The following is a 15,373-nucleotide window of genomic DNA, read 5'->3' on the forward strand; positions in this document are numbered from 1 at the left end:
ACACCTGTTCAGGAGTTAAAGCGAGATCAGCTGGGCTGCGTTGCGACCGTAGGTTCGGTTGCCCAGTTGCTGTCGAATCTGGCGCATGTGATCAGGGGCCAGATTGAGCTGCGAAGCCGTCCGCATACTTGTGGTAGGAAGGGTCGTACGTCAGCACGCTCCATCCTTCCCAAGGTCCCTCGTATCGTCGCGTCGTGAAGACTTGCACGGCCGGCGTCTGCTCTGCGCCGACGTGCAAACCGTCGCCGTTCCAGGAGAACTGATCGAGAGTGGCGTCGTCTCGTAACTCGAGCCACGCATGCCCGTTCGGCGCTTCAGGAAGGCCTGCATCGACGAACGCCCACGAGGCCGAATGATTCCGCTCCAGGATCTCCGCGATGACGATGGATGCGTACTCGCACCACATCGCGGGGAAGATCGTCTTGCGGTTTCGGCTCGGTTCCGCGTCGATGGTGAGGATCGCTGCACGCATGCGGTGCACGAGGTCCTCGAACTCAGGAACGTTCGTCACTGCTTGCTACTCAAGCGTCGTAAGCAGGTCCGCGGGCTGGACCTCTAGCGCGTGCGCCAGCCTCACGATCACGTCGAGCGTCGGGTTCCGGCGGCCGCGCTCGATCAAGCTGATGTAGGTGCGATCGAGTCCCGCGTGATGCGCGAAGGCTTCTTGTGATGCCCAACCGTGCTCCTGACGCAGTCTGCGCAGTTGATCGCCGAAGGCGATGCGATGCGCAGGGGTAGTCATACTTCAACGATGAAGATAAAGTGACTCATAATCCACGGACTATGAGTCATACTTGTGGGTGGCGACGACAAGTTCTCGACGAGGGTGTTGAGAAGGGCGGAGTCAACAACCCGACAAACGAATAGACATCCCCTCCGCCGCAGAGAGACCGGGGCGACTTGTTCATGCCATCTACCACCTGATCCGGACGGGGCAGTTGCCGTCGGAGAAGGCTTGCTCTCTCGGGCGAGATGGCCGCTACGTGCTCAAGCACATGATCCGTGTTCAGGACCTCGACAAGATCGATCAACGCCGAATTCACGAGGAGCAAGTTGCCGCGATTCGAGTTGCCGCAACGCCACTTACTGAGACACAGATTTATCATATTCGGCACGCACTCGAGCTCACTAGGCGGTCGCGCTAGCCCCTCGAGGGTGGACAGGTCGACGGGTGTGCTTCATTTCACGGGTGGTCACCTGGGCTCGACGTTCATGCTCAACTCTGGTGATCAGGGTCGGGGCTGCCTGGATGGGCGCACATCGCGAGAGCTCAACTGACCTGGATATTTGAGCGTGACGAGAAGTGGTGTGCAATCGAGTTGCAGGGTTGCGTATGAAGAATCCTTGACCCGCGTAGGCGCTCGGAAGTCCTCGCTTCCCACCTACATTCATGTTGGTTGGACAGGCCTCGTGCCTCAGAAGTTGCTTGGACAAAATTTCGAGTCGTTCCGACGTGATTGTGTCTGATTCTAACGCTCACTGTGCCTGGCTCACCCCATCGAGCGAACCATAGGGGCTTGGGTGATACTCAGTTTGACCAAGGGTTTCTAATTTATGTTTATGGCCAGTGAGCAGTACTCGTTAATGTCAGTCAATGTGTCTTACTGCGGCAGTGGGGCTACACGCCGTTGATGTTCGCTGCGTTTACGGGCGATGTCACCGCTGCTCGACTTCTCATCAAGGCTGGTGCGGACGTGAACTTACAGGCTCACGACATCGAAGACACTGCACTGCATCACGCGGTACGCGCGCCGCTCAATGCCGTGGAGTTCACCGAGCTTCTCTTGAGCGTTGGAGCGCGTGTCGATCTAAAGGACGTGTGGCAGCGTACTGCACTAGACGTTGCCCTCGAAAGCAATAGCCCTGATTGTGCCGCACTGCTACGTGACCAAGGAGCCATGGCTTCCACACTCGAAGAACCGCACACCATCGAATGGCCACAGGATGACGGAGCCTCGCTAGACGAACTCTCTCCGGAACTTGTGGTCTACCGGTTCGTCACCGAAATGTCGGAATGGGAAACCTCGGCGCATGCTGCCCTTGCCCAGGATCTGAACCTGATGCCGCAGTTACTTACCCAGGGTGACCGTATCGTCGAAAAGTATGCCGTCCAGGCCGACCGCATGGCGCAGGGGTCTATCGGGTCTCCCCCTAGATATTCTCCTGAACAACGACTCGTGTCGGTGGATGCGCGAAAGACCCTCGCAGAGGTGGTGCTCCGCGATTCCCGTGAGATGCACCGTGACCAGGAACTACGGTTCCACCTGCGCAGGACAGAATATGGTTGGCGGCTGGACAAGGTGCAAGAACGCGGCCCGCTGGATCATGGAAAGTGGCAGCGTGGTTGGCTGTGAGGAGTGCGACCCCTAGATCATCGTGGATGCCCATTCGAGGAGTACTTTACGGCCCTGCGCACGCGCATCGGGAAGTTTACGGAACCGTGCGGTGGCTGCCACCGAGGAGAGTCGTTCTGGATCATCAAGTGCGACGCACGCTGCGACTATCGTCGCCGCCGGATAACGGTAGCCAAAACCATCGCGCGAGAGAATGTCCTCGATGACAAGGTCTTCACCGTGGATAAAGTGATTGAGCAGGGGAAACGACACTACGCGAAGGTACTCGGTGATTGTCTGGAAGTTTGCGCTGACGCTAGTGTCCGCCGTGAACGTCAGCGTTCCATCCCTGCGTAGCGGTGGGAGTTGCAGTGGATCATAGGTTGAGGAGATCAGTAGGTCCGGGGCAGCCTCCCTCTGGGGCGACAGTTGCTGCAGAATGGCTGCCGGAACCGTGGACAGCACACCCCCGGTAGCACTCACCGTGACCGTGGCCGCCCATAAAGCGCCCCACTCCATCAACCGATAGTTCTTAACGAACTGTACTTCGATCCCGGCAGCCGTCTGGCTCTCAGGACTGGTGTAAGCGATCTTGCGGCTGAACTTTCTGTGCCGCAGCGACTCGATGACGGGAACTTCCCACTCCTTGAAGAGCGCGAGGAACTCCGCTTGTTGAGTCTTTATGACGTCCCGGTTTTGCTCGCTCATAGCGTTTTATCGTACCGGACGCTAAACCACTGAGTTCTTGCCGACCGCAGGGGCGAACGCTCTATGCGCTCATCAGGGTGTCAGAATCCGCACGACTGATCTGGGCCCAGATCTCGTCGAGGGAAAGGTCGAGCACAGCGGCGATTGCCGCGATGGTTGGGAATGCGGGAGTCGCCACCCGTCCGGACTCGATCTTGCGAAGCGTCTCCGGGGACACCCCCGCCTGGAGCGCGACATCAAGCATGGAGCGGTTTCCCCGCGCTTGGCGGAGGATCACGCCGAGGCGTTCTCCGCGTTCGACCTCTTCAGCAGTGAGTGGCAGTCTGACCATGAACCCATTCTAATACCGGTATATTATTACCGGTATAGTTATTGGCAGTACGGAAGGATGCAGCATGATCGAGATACTGACCGCAGGCGAAGTCGAGCGTGCCCGGGAATCGGGCCGACTCGTCGGAAATATTCTGCACACCCTGAAAAGCAGATGCCAAGTGGGCACCAATCTGCTGGAGATAGACCAGTGGACCAAGGCGATGATCCAGAGCGCGAACGCTGATTCCTGCTACGTGGACTACGCGCCCTCTTTTGGGCGTGGCCCGTTTGGCCACTACATCTGCACCTCGGTCAACGATGCCGTGCTGCACGGCAAGCCATTCGACTACCAACTCAAGGATGGCGACCTGCTGACCCTCGACCTCGCAGTGTCAAAGAACGGCATTGCTGCTGACGCGGCCATCAGCTTTATGATTGGCACACACGCAGCACCTGAAGACCTCCGCATGATCGACACGACGGAGAAGGCCCTCGCTGCCGCTATCGACGCCGCCCGGCCAGGCAATCGCATCGGTGACATCTCGCATGCGATAGGTCAGGTTCTTTCACACGCTGGATATCAGATCAACCTTGATTTTGGCGGTCACGGCATCGGTTCCACGATGCATCAGGACCCACATGTACCCAATGATGGCCAACCCGGACGCGGATTCGTACTTCGACCCGGCCTGTTGCTCGCGCTCGAACCATGGATCATGTCCGACACGGATCGTCTCGTGACGGACGCGGATGGCTGGACCCTCCGCAGCGAAACCGGCGCACGCACTGCGCACAGCGAACACACGGTTGCCATCACCGAGAATGGGGCCGAGATCCTGACGCTCCCCAGCGCGTGACACCAAGAACGAACCCTAATCGACGAAACGATCGCGCCCGGAGTGATAGCCAACCACCACCAGAACGCCAAGGACACCCGCCAGCGCGGTGAGTGCTGGAACCCACGATCCGGTGGCATCGTGCAGTGCACCCACGGCAATCGGCCCAGCGGCAGCGAAGAGGTAGCCCACCGCCTGCGCCATGCCAGACAGTTTCCCGGCCTGAGTGTGATTACGCGTACGCAACCCGAAGAACGACAGTGCAAGCACGATGGATGATCCTCCGCCCAGTCCGGCAACGCAGGCCCATACCGCCGCCCACTGCGGCGCGAAGAGAATGCCCAGTGTGGCTGTCAAAAGCAGTGTCGGCCCGAAGACCCCGAGCAGTCGCTGGTCGGGGAGGCGGGCGATCAGGGTTGAGCACACGAGGTTGCCAATGATTGCGGATGCGTTCAGGAGAAATTGATGCCCACCGGCTGCGGCCTCACTGATCCCGGCATCCGCCTCTATCGCAGGTAGCCAGGTGATGAACACATAAAACGCCACCGACTGAATGCCCATGAACGTTGTGAGTTTCCAGGCCAGCACCCGCCGCCACGGATTGAACCCATCGACCTCGCCGGTATCCGCACTCCCCTTGATATTGTCGACAGCTCGAATGCCCACCACTCGTCCTGTGGGTTCTGTATCTGCGACGACCTCGGCGCCGGTATCGCCCGTGGGACGCGAACTCATACCGCGCATCGGTTTCGATGACGGATGATTCAGTTGCGGGATCAGCACCCCGATGGTCACTATCGCGAGTCCAGCCCACATGCCCAGGGGGATGCGCCACCCCAGATCCGACATACCCGCCACCGGCACCGCAACGCCTGCGGCTATCGCGGCAAAAATCGATTGTACGGCGGAGTAGGCACCTGTCACCTGACCGATCTTGGTGGGGAAGTCTCGTTTGACCAGGGCTGGAAGAACCACGTTCAACACGGCGATGGAGAGACCGATCAGGGCGGTTCCCACCCACAGCAGCGCAATCGGCGGCGTTGAGCGTAGCACCAGCCCCGCGGCAAGAACCGTCAAGCTCAGTGCGATGGCCCGTTCAAGGCCAAGCGCGTTGGCAAGCCTCGGTGCGAACGGTGAGACCACCGCGAACGCGAGTAGCGGCAGGCTCACCAGCACCGATGCGGCGACCGAGGAGATTCCCAGCGAGGCCTGAATATGGGGCAGGACCGGCCCAACGGTCGTGATCGCAGCGCGCAGGTTTCCAGCGACGAGCAGGAGACCCACAAGCACAAGGGCAGCAGGCAGCGGACGGACGCCCACAGTCGTGTGGGCGGTGACGCGGTGGATCATGAGACGATTCTTTTCAAGATGTGGCCCCGCACTGCGGGATAGGAGGCTCAGCATCCAGCCTACGTCCACGCCCCTCACTTCCACGGCAACACAACGCATCCACCGCTCACTACAGCGCAACACCACATGGTGGCCGGATCGTCGTCAAGGGACGCGGCAAAGGGGCCAGTTCACAGAACTGGCCCCCTAAAAATTGCCGACGATACGGCACAGGCTGCGCTCGGCGCGCGTTGGCACGCACATCGCGTACCGGTCGACTACTCCTTCAACGCACCGCTCGAAAGCGAGGAGATCAAAGATTTCTGAGTTGCAAGGAAGAAGATCATGAACGGAATCGCAACCGTGATCGCACCGGCCGCGAATGTGGTGAAGTCCGAGTTCTTGTCCGACACGAAACTGATCAGACCGAGCGCCAGGGTCTGCTGTTCAGGACTGCGCAGCACGAGCTTGGGGAAGATGAAGTCCATCCACGGAGCAGCGAACGTGGTCACCGCAAGGAACACCAGAATCGGACGAGCCACCGGCAAGATGATTTGCAGGTACACGCGCAGGTGCGATGCGCCGTCCAACCGGGCAGCCTCATCGAGGCCACGCGGAATGTTGTCCATGTAGCTCTTGACCATCCACATCTGGTACGGCATGTTTCCCGCCAGATACACCAGAATCAGGCCCCACAGCGTGTCCAGGGCACCGATGCGCAGCAGGATCACGTAGATCGCGATCATGCCCACGAACGACGGGAAGATCTGCAGCACCAGCATGGTCGTGAGCAGACCCTTCTTGAACACGAAGTTGAAGCGGGAGAAGATATACGCCGCGACCGAGGCGAACAGCAGCGTGCCCGCAGACACCGACAACGCGATGATCAGCGAGTTCAGGAACCACCGAAAGAACAGCGTACTGCTGAACAGGTAGCCGAAGTGGCTCGCGGTGAACCCTGAGGCAAACGGAATCGGCGAGAGCGCGGCAATCGAATTGCCCGGCGCAAACGCGCTCGACACCGTGTACAGGATCGGCCACAGGACAACGACCGACACCAGGACCAGCCCAAGGAAGATGACCGCATTCCATACGATCGAGGCAAACTTTTGACGGCTCACAATTCCCCCTTAAAGGACTTCGTGCGACGGAACTGCATGATCGCGACTGGTGCGAGGACAAGGAAGATCATGACCGCGAGCGCTGCACCGTAGTTGTACTTCTGTAGGTCGATCGTCAGTGAGTAGATCCACGTGACCATGATGTCCGTGCCGCCGGCACCCGTCTGCGTGGTGTCGGAGACGGTTGGGCCACCACCCGTGAGGAAGAAGATCGCGCCGAAGTTATTGAAGTTCGCGGCAAAGGACATGATGAGCAGTGGAGCCGTTTGGTAGAGCACGAGCGGAAGCGTGATGCGGCGGAACTGTTGCACCTTGGATGCGCCGTCAAGCTCAGCGGCTTCCTTGATGTCCGGCGAGATCGCCGTCATCGCCCCAAGGGTGAGCAGCATGAAGTATGGGAACCCGGCCCACAGGTTGATGGCTACTGCCACGAACTTCGCGAGCAACGGGTCTGAGAGCCACGGAATGGCTGCGTCAATGATGCCCCAGTCCAGGAGTACCTTGTTGACTGCCCCGAACGCTCCGTTGAGCATATTGCGCCATACCAGCATCGTGATGACCGCTGGCACCGCGTACGGGAGGATGAAGATTGCCCGGAAGACAGGCTTGATGCGGATCTTCGACTCCTGCAGGATGACCGCAATCAGCATTCCCCCGAAGTAGCAGGTGATCGTTGCCGCGATGGCCCAGACGAGGGTCCATCCGAACACGCGCACGAGTGCGCCGGTCCACAGGGCATTCCCGCCGAGCAGGTCCTTGAAGGTTTCGAGGCCCACCCAGTCCACGGTGTTTGCCGGTGGGATGTTGTTGGGTGCCGAGTAGTTGGTGAAGGCGACGGCCGCTGAGAACACGAGCGGCACCACGACAAAGAACAAGATCAGACCGAGCATCGGCATCAGACCGATGGTCGGGAACGCCCGTGAGGTGATGCTTTCGACCTGCTGGCGTGCGGTCGGTGCCGGACGCAGCGCGAGAGCGTCCGCGTCCTGGAGGGCGCTCCGGACCGAGATCGCGTAAATGGTCGCGAACACGAGGATGACCGCCACCCCAAGGACACCGTCGATGAGCATGAACATCGAGTTGTCCCGTTCCATGACCGGGACGGACAGGTTCTGCTCACCCAACGTGACGAGATTGCTCAGGCGCTGGACCAGCGATGGGATCGCGAGGATGAACAACACCTCGATGAGGGCGAAGAAGGCGCCCTTCACCCGCTGGCGGAGGACCGTCAGATGGGCAAGGCCCATAAAGAGTATGGCCAGCAACCGGGTGAGGTCGCGGTCCTCTTTACTCGCACCCCTGATGATCGTTGGGGTTGGCGTTGAGCCCTTCGCTGGGCCTTTGCCAGGCACTTGAGACGAGGGCGCCCGCGATGGTTTCGGTGCGGGGTGAGACGACATCGCAGTCATCCATGTTCCTTTCGTGGGGTTGGAGCGCCGCCCCACATGCGTGGGACGGCGCTCCAGGCCAGGGAGCCGTGCCGGGCACGACTACTGGTTGAGAATGACCTCGGTGGCTGCGTCGAGTTCCTTCTTGATGTCTGCACCGTTCCAGATGTTTGCCACGGCCGCGTCCATTGCCGCCCATACGGCTCCCATCTCAGGGATCGCAGGGGTTGGGAAGGCGTACTCACCCTGCTTGACTATTCCAAGGGTGGCTTCGCTGTCGATCTGGATCTCTGCCGCTGGGATGGAACCGGTGAGGCCATATGCGAGGCTCAGCATGTCAGGGGATGCGAGGAATGCTGCAAAGTCCTGTGCTTCCTCCGGGTGCTTGGAGTACGCGGAGACGTACATGGTGCGCGAGTTGGAGAAACCGCCCGATGGGGTGTCGCTGCCTGCACGTGCTGGCAATGGAGCGATACCGTAGTTGACTCCTGCCTCAGCGAAAACGCTGATGTTCCATGGCCCGGAGACATGCATGGCAGCCTGCCCACCGGAGAACAGTGCGTCGACCGTTGCGGTGTCGAGGTCGTCTGCTGCCACGTTCAGGACTTCGCGGAGCGCCACGAGTTCTTCCATGCCTGCAATTGCAGCTTCAGAGTTGGTGTTTGGGGTTTCAGGGTCTGAACCAGAGTCACCGAACAGAAGTGAGTCACCTCCGAAGAGGAATGGTGCGGTGTAGTAGAAGTTTGGCTGCATCACAAAGCCGTACTTGCCAGAGTTCTCGGCGTTGAACTCCTTGGAGAACTCGATGACGCCTTCCCACGTGGTTGGCGGCTCATCGATGAGGTCCTTGTTGTAGAACAGCGCATAGGTGTCCACGGTGACGGGGACGCCGTAGAGGGTTCCACCCGAGGTTGCGTTCGCGATTGCTGCCTCAACCAGTTCAGCCTTGAGTGCGTCAGGGTTCGCGATTGCCAGGATGTGTCCGGCTGCTGCAAGGTCACCGGCGTTGTCCGATGGCGCCGCGAATATGTCAGCACCGACCCCCGCTGGGCCATCGAGTGCGATTTGAGTCTTGGCGTCTCCGAGCTCAACTGCCTTGTATTCGATGGTGACGTGCGGGTTCTTCGCTGTGTACGCCTCGCCCGCCTGCTTGATGACCTCGTCATGCCCGTCTGGGGATTCCCACACGACAAGGGTTACAGGTTCCTTGTCCTCGGTAGCCCCGTTTGAGGTTTCTGACGCGTCTGGGCTGGCACTTGGCTCGGTGCCGTTTCCGCCGCTTGAGCAGGACGCGAGGAGGACCGCAGCGGTCGCTGCTGCGATCCAGGGACTGATCTTTTTCACGATTCTCTCCGTTGTGTCTCGTGGTGCGGCGCCTTCCACTGCGTGCAGTGTTGAGCGCCCGTGGTGATTTTCTACGAGCCATCACTGGTGCCGATGAGTTGTGGTGCAGCACCTGTCCTGGGACACGTGGTTCGCATGGCAGAGCACAACACATTTCTACATCGTTGTACAAACTGGACCATACGGTGAACTCGTATTGACCATTGGGGTTGATTTCAACTGGTTGACGAAAGACTACGCGCAGTGATTCGATGCCGTATATGGACGAAACGCCGACTGTGCCAGGTACAGCCTCAGATGACAGATTTACTGAAACCCGATTTTTCGTAGTTCCCGAGCCAGCCGTGCAGGCGGCACTGAAACAACCTGTGACAAAACAACTATTGGTCACCGACGCCGGCTTCTTTCCACACGCTCATCGCCACGAGTGCGAGCGTCCCGAAGGAGCGCGGGAGCACATCTTCTTGATATGCACGGCTGGCAGCGGTCACGTCCACACGCCCGCAGGGCGAACGAACATCACCAAGGGCGACGCTGTACTACTGCCTGCCGGGCTGCCCCACGAATACCGAGCCGATCAAGACGATCCATGGACACTCTGGTGGTTCCATACAGTTGGTCCCGATGCGGACGAACTCTTTGCCTCCGCGATCAGCATCATTGACGGCTATGTTGCGCATCTCAGGGACACCGCCGCGATAGCGGCACTGACCGCCCAGGTCATCGAGGCGCTCGACACCTCCACAAATGGTGGATTGGTGCGCGCATCGGGAGCCGCTTGGCACGTGCTCACCCACGTTATCTCTGCGGGCAAACGCCCAACGAGCGACTCCATAGACGCCGTTGACATGGCACTCGAACACCTGCAAAGGATCAGCCCGGAGCGGGTCTCCGTCGAGGAGCTTGCCGCACTCGCTGAACTAAGTCCTTCACAGTTCTCGGCACTGTTCAAGCAGCGGGTGGGAGTACCGCCGCTGCGCTATCAAAACGATCTCCGCCTGGCACGGGCCAGGGAACTTCTGGCGACGACGGAGATACCGATCGCTGAGATCGCAACGCACTGTGGGTACGACGACCCCCTGTACTTCTCGCGTCAGTTTGCTCGAACTCACGGCCACTCACCGTCCTCATATCGGTCACGGTTTCAGTGAGAATTTCAAGCACGGATTGGGGTTTTCCTGAGAGAATTGATACAGGTTTGACTGAGTTTGTCCCAGTTTTCTGACTCAGTTATAAAAATCCGACCCACGCAAAATTGTAACCTTCTCGTGACCATTCCCTGAGTGAGCGTCCCACACGAATTTCCTTGTTTTTAGCGCTGTTCAGCCGCATGTTTTTGCGCCTCACAACACCTGTGCCCGTTCACGGTTCGAGTTTCGTGCAGCTCTCTCAAAATATGGACATATAGGCCCCATCACAGAGCGTTCGCGTTGCGCCAGCACGGCAAGCGGCGTTGTACTCACGCAGCCCGCCGAGAACCAATCACCTCTGGGAACCCAGCCATCTCGTCGCCAATCAAAGTCGATGGGGCCAGATATGATCCAAAGGCGTACGCAAAAACTATGCATCCGCATGCCGTCCATTCACTCGATGGGCCGAAAAACGTCCAAGTGCACACACAAAAACTGTGCACCCGGACCAAAAGCAACCCATCGACATCGTGACACGCCACCAATGCGTCCAAGCCAGCCACACGTTCGCAGCCAACCCAAAACACGGCACCGGTTCACCGCCGATTGTGCCCAAATCGGCAGGTTTCAGTTGGAAAACACAATCGCCCCGCAGCCCAAGGGCTGCGGGGCGATCATTGCGAGTTCACACGCATACACCTCAACGTATCTGACTTCAATGAGCGAAAAATCCGCCAGCTACGGTGGTGCGGAACTGAGCGGTACCGGCGCTCAGTTGACTCGTCAGTAGACTAATCGTCTCCTACGTCTTGGAAGTTGAACACTTCCTCTACGCATTTTTAATAATGCACTACTTCACATGTTTTGTGGATACCTTTGAGAAGATTTCCTCAACTTTTTTCAAAATTTGGGACGATTCCTCCCCAAGAACAGTTCTATACCTGACATTCAGGTCATCACATGTGCTCCAGGTCACACTTATCCCGCACCCGACAACAGCGGAGCCGCACTTCTATGGCCAGCGCAAACACCTCTTACAGAGCGGTGTGCCAAATTGCTGTCGGTATACCGCTCAGCCCGTGTCGTCGCGGTTCTATATACGTACGTATTTTCCGTATCCGGTATTCCGCATTCTTTACACCGTTGGAAATGCGACAAGAAATACGTTAAACGCATAACCATCATTTTAGGGAGAAACCGGACTAAAGGTTCTTCTCCGTGAACGACAAGGACCCCGAAGCCAACCTGGTATCAGGCATACCATCCAGTACCGATTGGAAGCGGCATGCCAAACCAAACTGAGCGAAATCGATGAGCGAAAACGATTCCGCATATGCCCGGGGCCTCTATCGCGTAGCGAACTAGTCGCTACTGAGCGAGTCACCGTGATCTAACCCGGCACACCCGCTGGAATATGGTGACGAGTCAGGATTGCAACTCGTCATTTTCAACAATCGTCGCCGAGGTTACATTCCTGACCGGTACTGTACGAATTCCGTACCAGCACCCTCGCCGGGAATACAGCCTTGGATCGTGTCCCTGTGCCCAGAATATGTTCCAGAGCGGAGGATGTAGATCATCGAAATGTTCATTCAGCGTAACATCAAAGGCTTAACGTTTGCTAGGAAAACTACTAGTTTCTGCTGGGTTCTTGTGCATTGTCCACAATCTCTTGTAGCTTCACTCGCTGATCAGGTGCTTCGCAAAAAGAACGCCCACTGACTGTGATGCGACAGTCAGTGGGCGTTGCATAGCGCGAGTGAAAAACCCACACAAACGGGTCTTTCCACACGGGGCGCAGCCACTATGAGAAACGATACTCACATCATCTTCGTACACCAGCCGAACGTCGATGACGGGGGTATCGAGCCGATTCCTCGCTAGTTAGTCGTGACCCCGCACACCTCGCGCTTTGGGATCGACTGCTCTAGATCCAGCGGTTCACCATCTGGTTCTGCCGCCGTGGCGGCCAATATGGCGTCTGGATATAGTGCAGCCGGTTCGCAGGCATCCGTCACCACTACGGACTCTGCCTGGGTCATGCTTGCCGCCGCAGCTCGCTCGGCCTCGCTAACGCCCGCAACGACCGGAGCGTTCTCAGTCGAGATGAGGTCAAATGCGAGTTCGTCTGATCTGATATCCCTGAGCGCGCGGCGCCAGGCGGGCCAGAGCAGAACAACTGCAGCGATCCACGCGATCGGGTTGCCCCACACGATTCCGGAGAATCCGAAGTACGAGCCAAGGATGATCGCAGCGCCAACGCGGCCCACGAGTTCAGTCACGCCGGTCATCATCGGCACAAAAGTGCGTCCCAGTCCTTGGAGGGCACCGCGGAGCACGAACAGAAGGCCGAGAGTGAAGTAGAGGACGCCGTTGACCACGAGGTACCAGTGCGCCATCGACACCACGTTCTCTGCGGCATCTCCAACGAACATGCGCACGATTGGGCTACCAGCGGCAATCAACGTGACAGCGAGAACGATCGATCCGACGGTCGCCATGACGAGCGACTGACGTACGCCCTGGCGAATCCGTCCGAACTGTCGTGCACCGTAGTTTTGGGCAACGAACGTTGAGACAGCAAGGCCAAGAGAAGCAAGGAACGCAACCGCAAGTCCGTCCACGCGAGTTGCCGCAGTGTAGGCGGCAACCGCCTCAGCGCCCATCTCATTGAGTTTGACCTGCACTACCACGGTTCCGATCGCGATGATCGATGCCTGGAACCCCATGGGAACGCCGATGCGCAGGTGATGGGAGAGTTCCTGGTATGAGACCTTCCAGTCTTTCCGCTCCACGTGCAGGACTGGAAGCTTGGCCTTGAGGTACCAGAAGCATCCGATCACAGCACCCAGTTGTGCGAGCACTGTCGCAAACGCGGCACCGCCAACGCCGTGGCCCATGATCGAGACGAACAGGACGACCAGCGCGATGTTGAGCACGCACGACACGATGAGGAAGATCAGTGGGGTTCGCGCGTCACCGATGGCGCGGATGATTGCGGAGAGGTAGTTGAAGAACATGGTCGAGGCAGCGCCAAGGAAGCTGATGACCGCGAACGTGGTTGCTTCTGGGAGCAGTTCTGTCGGGGTACGCATGAGGCGCAGCAGCGGTTCTGCCAGGAACGGCGCACTAACGGTGAGCAGTAGCGAGATGCCTGCGGTCAGGATGGTGCCAGCCGCGACGGAACGTCGCACTGCGGCATAGTTGCCGCCGCCATATGCCTGGGCAGTCGGGATCGCGAATCCGGAGGTCATGCCCCAGGCGAATCCGATGAACAGGAACAGCAGCGAGCCCGTCACGCCAACGGCGGCAAGGGAATTGACGCCCAGCGATTGACCCACGACCACCGCGTCGATGACGTGGTACATCTGCTGAACGATATTGCCGATCAGGAGAGGCACTGTGAAGAGGAGAATCACTCGCCATGGCGTGCCGACGGTGAGGGTCTTCTTGGGCTGGGACACTTTGCTCCGATAGGGGTGGTGCGGTGGGATGGGGGTTGGGTCGAGCGTTTCGGTTCGACTCTCTCGGAGTTTTCGAATCGATTCGATCGTATCGATTCGATGTTACGCCCACTCGTTCGGGTACGTCTTTATTTTTTGGGCGTGAACTGCGTCGCAACACGAAAAATTTACGTTTGCGCCAACAGAGTTTTGCCGAGACTCACGAACCTTTGCCGATTCTTTGTCTCAGCGCCACGGCGCCTTCGATTCTTGCTTGACGACGAGTCGGTCACGTCGGGTTTGCCCACACCTTTTTTGTGGTGGTACGGATGGAGGACTCAGTGACGGCGAGGGTGTGGCGGTAGATGCCCTCTTCGCTCGTGTATCCGCGGTAGTCGTACTGCGTCATGTGGCACCAGGCCGGTAGATCGTAGACCGAGGTGGGATCATCGGAGATGACGATGAGTTGCGCACCCACCGGCAGAGCGTTGAGTCGCGAACGAATCTTGAGCAGCATCTTGACGCATTTGTGTCCAGTCGTGTCGAACTCCTCGGCAGTCACCGATGCGGGGTCAGGTCGCTGCTGGGTCATCCATCTCTCCTTCTGGCTTCCTCTCCGCGATTCTCCCACGTGCGATTGCGGCGAGGAGGCAAAGGGCCGTGAGCGCAAGGACGATCCCTGCGACAGCGCCGGTCAAAAGATAGAACGCAAGGGCTTCGAATCGCGAGTCGAACCCTCCAACGACAGCGGTGCGCGCAATGGCACCAAAGACACCAGCACCAAGCACGAGAGGAAAGGTCAGTCTTTGGATTGTCGGAACGGGGCTTGGCTGGATGACGCTGCGCCTCTGTAACAAGAGCACGCCCAAGATGATGACAAGTCCCAGCGCACTCAGACCGATCTGCATCAACTCATATCCGGTTTTCAGCCCAACCGGTGTTGCGTATGTGGCCGCGATCGCCTCAATGTTCCTAGTCCCCCAGCCCCAGGAGTGCGTGAAATGGTCAAGGACGATGTGGGTTGCGATGCCGATCCATATCGCCACCGGAACTGACCACCACGGATGGCTCATCCATGTGTCCGGACGCCAGCGCTCACGCACCACTTCAGGTGCCACGTCGTGTAGGAGCGGTGCGATGAGACGCCAGATAACCCAGGCTGCAAGCCCCAATACGAGGTTTGCGGTGAACAGGTATGGGGCCTCGTGCGTTCTCGTTCCGTACTGAATCAGTGGCGGGATGAAATAGAGCAGGTCAGGTGCCATTGAACCTATCGCGAGCGCGGCAAACGGTAGCGACAGCCTTTTGGACGTGAAGGGGAGGACCCCGGCGATGTGACTCACCGTGAATGGCATGTTTTTCCTAACCAGCGATATGTGATGCTTATCGTGTCAAGCATGCCCTGTCAGTGCTCACTGAACGAGTGAGC

At 58.6% G+C, this 15,373-nt stretch carries 15 protein-coding genes; 4 read left to right on the forward strand and 11 right to left on the reverse strand.

Annotation, left to right across the window (positions count from 1 at the left end; genetic code table 11):
• Window positions 1–91: 91 nt before the first annotated feature.
• A complete protein-coding gene (locus tag ACFSYH_RS08330; protein WP_377466433.1) occupies window positions 92–511 on the reverse strand; it encodes a hypothetical protein in 420 nt (139 codons plus the stop codon).
• A gap of 6 nt (window positions 512–517) precedes the next feature.
• The gene (locus tag ACFSYH_RS08335) at window positions 518–742 is read right to left on the reverse strand and encodes a helix-turn-helix domain-containing protein (RefSeq protein WP_377466434.1); all 225 of its coding nucleotides are present in this window, start codon (window positions 740–742) and stop codon (window positions 518–520) included.
• Between the two features lie 862 nt (window positions 743–1,604).
• On the opposite strand from ACFSYH_RS08335, the gene ACFSYH_RS08340 reads away from it, so the two are divergent.
• Window positions 1,605–2,354, forward strand: coding sequence for an ankyrin repeat domain-containing protein (locus ACFSYH_RS08340; protein ID WP_377466705.1), 750 nt, complete (start codon window positions 1,605–1,607; stop codon window positions 2,352–2,354).
• A gap of 12 nt (window positions 2,355–2,366) precedes the next feature.
• Here ACFSYH_RS08340 and ACFSYH_RS08345 read toward each other — a convergent pair whose 3' ends face one another.
• Window positions 2,367–3,041, reverse strand: a complete 675-nt coding sequence (locus tag ACFSYH_RS08345; protein ID WP_377466435.1) for a hypothetical protein — start codon at window positions 3,039–3,041, stop codon at window positions 2,367–2,369.
• Between the two features lie 61 nt (window positions 3,042–3,102).
• The gene (locus tag ACFSYH_RS08350; protein WP_377466436.1) at window positions 3,103–3,372 is read right to left on the reverse strand and encodes a helix-turn-helix transcriptional regulator; all 270 of its coding nucleotides are present in this window, start codon (window positions 3,370–3,372) and stop codon (window positions 3,103–3,105) included.
• 64 nt (window positions 3,373–3,436) lie between these two features.
• Here ACFSYH_RS08350 and map point away from each other — a divergent pair, with 64 nt between their 5' ends.
• Entirely contained in the window at window positions 3,437–4,210 is a 774-nt protein-coding gene (gene map, locus ACFSYH_RS08355) for a type I methionyl aminopeptidase (RefSeq protein ID WP_377466437.1), read from the forward strand.
• 15 nt (window positions 4,211–4,225) lie between these two features.
• On the opposite strand, the gene ACFSYH_RS08360 is transcribed toward map, so the two are convergent.
• The 4 genes from ACFSYH_RS08360 to ACFSYH_RS08375 all read right to left on the reverse strand — a co-directional run bounded on the left by ACFSYH_RS08360 (window position 4,226) and on the right by ACFSYH_RS08375 (window position 9,371).
• The gene (locus ACFSYH_RS08360; protein ID WP_377466438.1) at window positions 4,226–5,539 is read right to left on the reverse strand and encodes an MFS transporter; all 1,314 of its coding nucleotides are present in this window, start codon (window positions 5,537–5,539) and stop codon (window positions 4,226–4,228) included.
• Window positions 5,540–5,796: 257 nt separating this feature from the next.
• Window positions 5,797–6,639, reverse strand: a complete 843-nt coding sequence (locus ACFSYH_RS08365) for a sugar ABC transporter permease (protein WP_377466439.1) — start codon at window positions 6,637–6,639, stop codon at window positions 5,797–5,799.
• Window positions 6,636–8,048, reverse strand: a complete 1,413-nt coding sequence (locus ACFSYH_RS08370; protein WP_377466440.1) for a carbohydrate ABC transporter permease — start codon at window positions 8,046–8,048, stop codon at window positions 6,636–6,638. The genes ACFSYH_RS08365 and ACFSYH_RS08370 overlap by 4 nt, the downstream gene beginning before the upstream one ends.
• An 81-nt stretch (window positions 8,049–8,129) precedes the next feature.
• Window positions 8,130–9,371: a sugar ABC transporter substrate-binding protein gene (locus ACFSYH_RS08375; RefSeq protein ID WP_377466441.1), complete on the reverse strand. Its 1,242-nt coding sequence runs from the start codon at window positions 9,369–9,371 to the stop codon at window positions 8,130–8,132.
• A 260-nt stretch (window positions 9,372–9,631) separates the two neighbouring features.
• Here ACFSYH_RS08375 and ACFSYH_RS08380 point away from each other — a divergent pair, with 260 nt between their 5' ends.
• Both ACFSYH_RS08380 and ACFSYH_RS08385 read left to right on the forward strand, forming a co-directional pair.
• On the forward strand, window positions 9,632–10,522 hold the full coding sequence (locus ACFSYH_RS08380) for a helix-turn-helix domain-containing protein (RefSeq protein WP_377466442.1): 891 nt from the start codon (window positions 9,632–9,634) through the stop codon (window positions 10,520–10,522).
• 610 nt (window positions 10,523–11,132) lie between these two features.
• Window positions 11,133–11,291, forward strand: coding sequence for a hypothetical protein (locus tag ACFSYH_RS08385; RefSeq protein WP_377466443.1), 159 nt, complete (start codon window positions 11,133–11,135; stop codon window positions 11,289–11,291).
• A gap of 1,090 nt (window positions 11,292–12,381) precedes the next feature.
• On the opposite strand, the gene ACFSYH_RS08390 is transcribed toward ACFSYH_RS08385, so the two are convergent.
• The 3 genes from ACFSYH_RS08390 to ACFSYH_RS08400 all read right to left on the reverse strand — a co-directional run bounded on the left by ACFSYH_RS08390 (window position 12,382) and on the right by ACFSYH_RS08400 (window position 15,299).
• Window positions 12,382–13,965, reverse strand: a complete 1,584-nt coding sequence (locus ACFSYH_RS08390) for an MATE family efflux transporter (protein WP_377466444.1) — start codon at window positions 13,963–13,965, stop codon at window positions 12,382–12,384.
• Window positions 13,966–14,233: 268 nt separating this feature from the next.
• The gene (locus ACFSYH_RS08395) at window positions 14,234–14,536 is read right to left on the reverse strand and encodes a sulfurtransferase TusA family protein (RefSeq protein ID WP_377466445.1); all 303 of its coding nucleotides are present in this window, start codon (window positions 14,534–14,536) and stop codon (window positions 14,234–14,236) included.
• Window positions 14,517–15,299: a DUF4184 family protein gene (locus ACFSYH_RS08400; protein WP_377466446.1), complete on the reverse strand. Its 783-nt coding sequence runs from the start codon at window positions 15,297–15,299 to the stop codon at window positions 14,517–14,519. The genes ACFSYH_RS08395 and ACFSYH_RS08400 overlap by 20 nt, the downstream gene beginning before the upstream one ends.
• Window positions 15,300–15,373 lie beyond the last annotated feature (74 nt).

The sequence above is a fragment of the Populibacterium corticicola genome, from assembly GCF_042683685.1.
GTDB lineage: Bacteria > Actinomycetota > Actinomycetes > Actinomycetales > Cellulomonadaceae > Timonella > Timonella corticicola.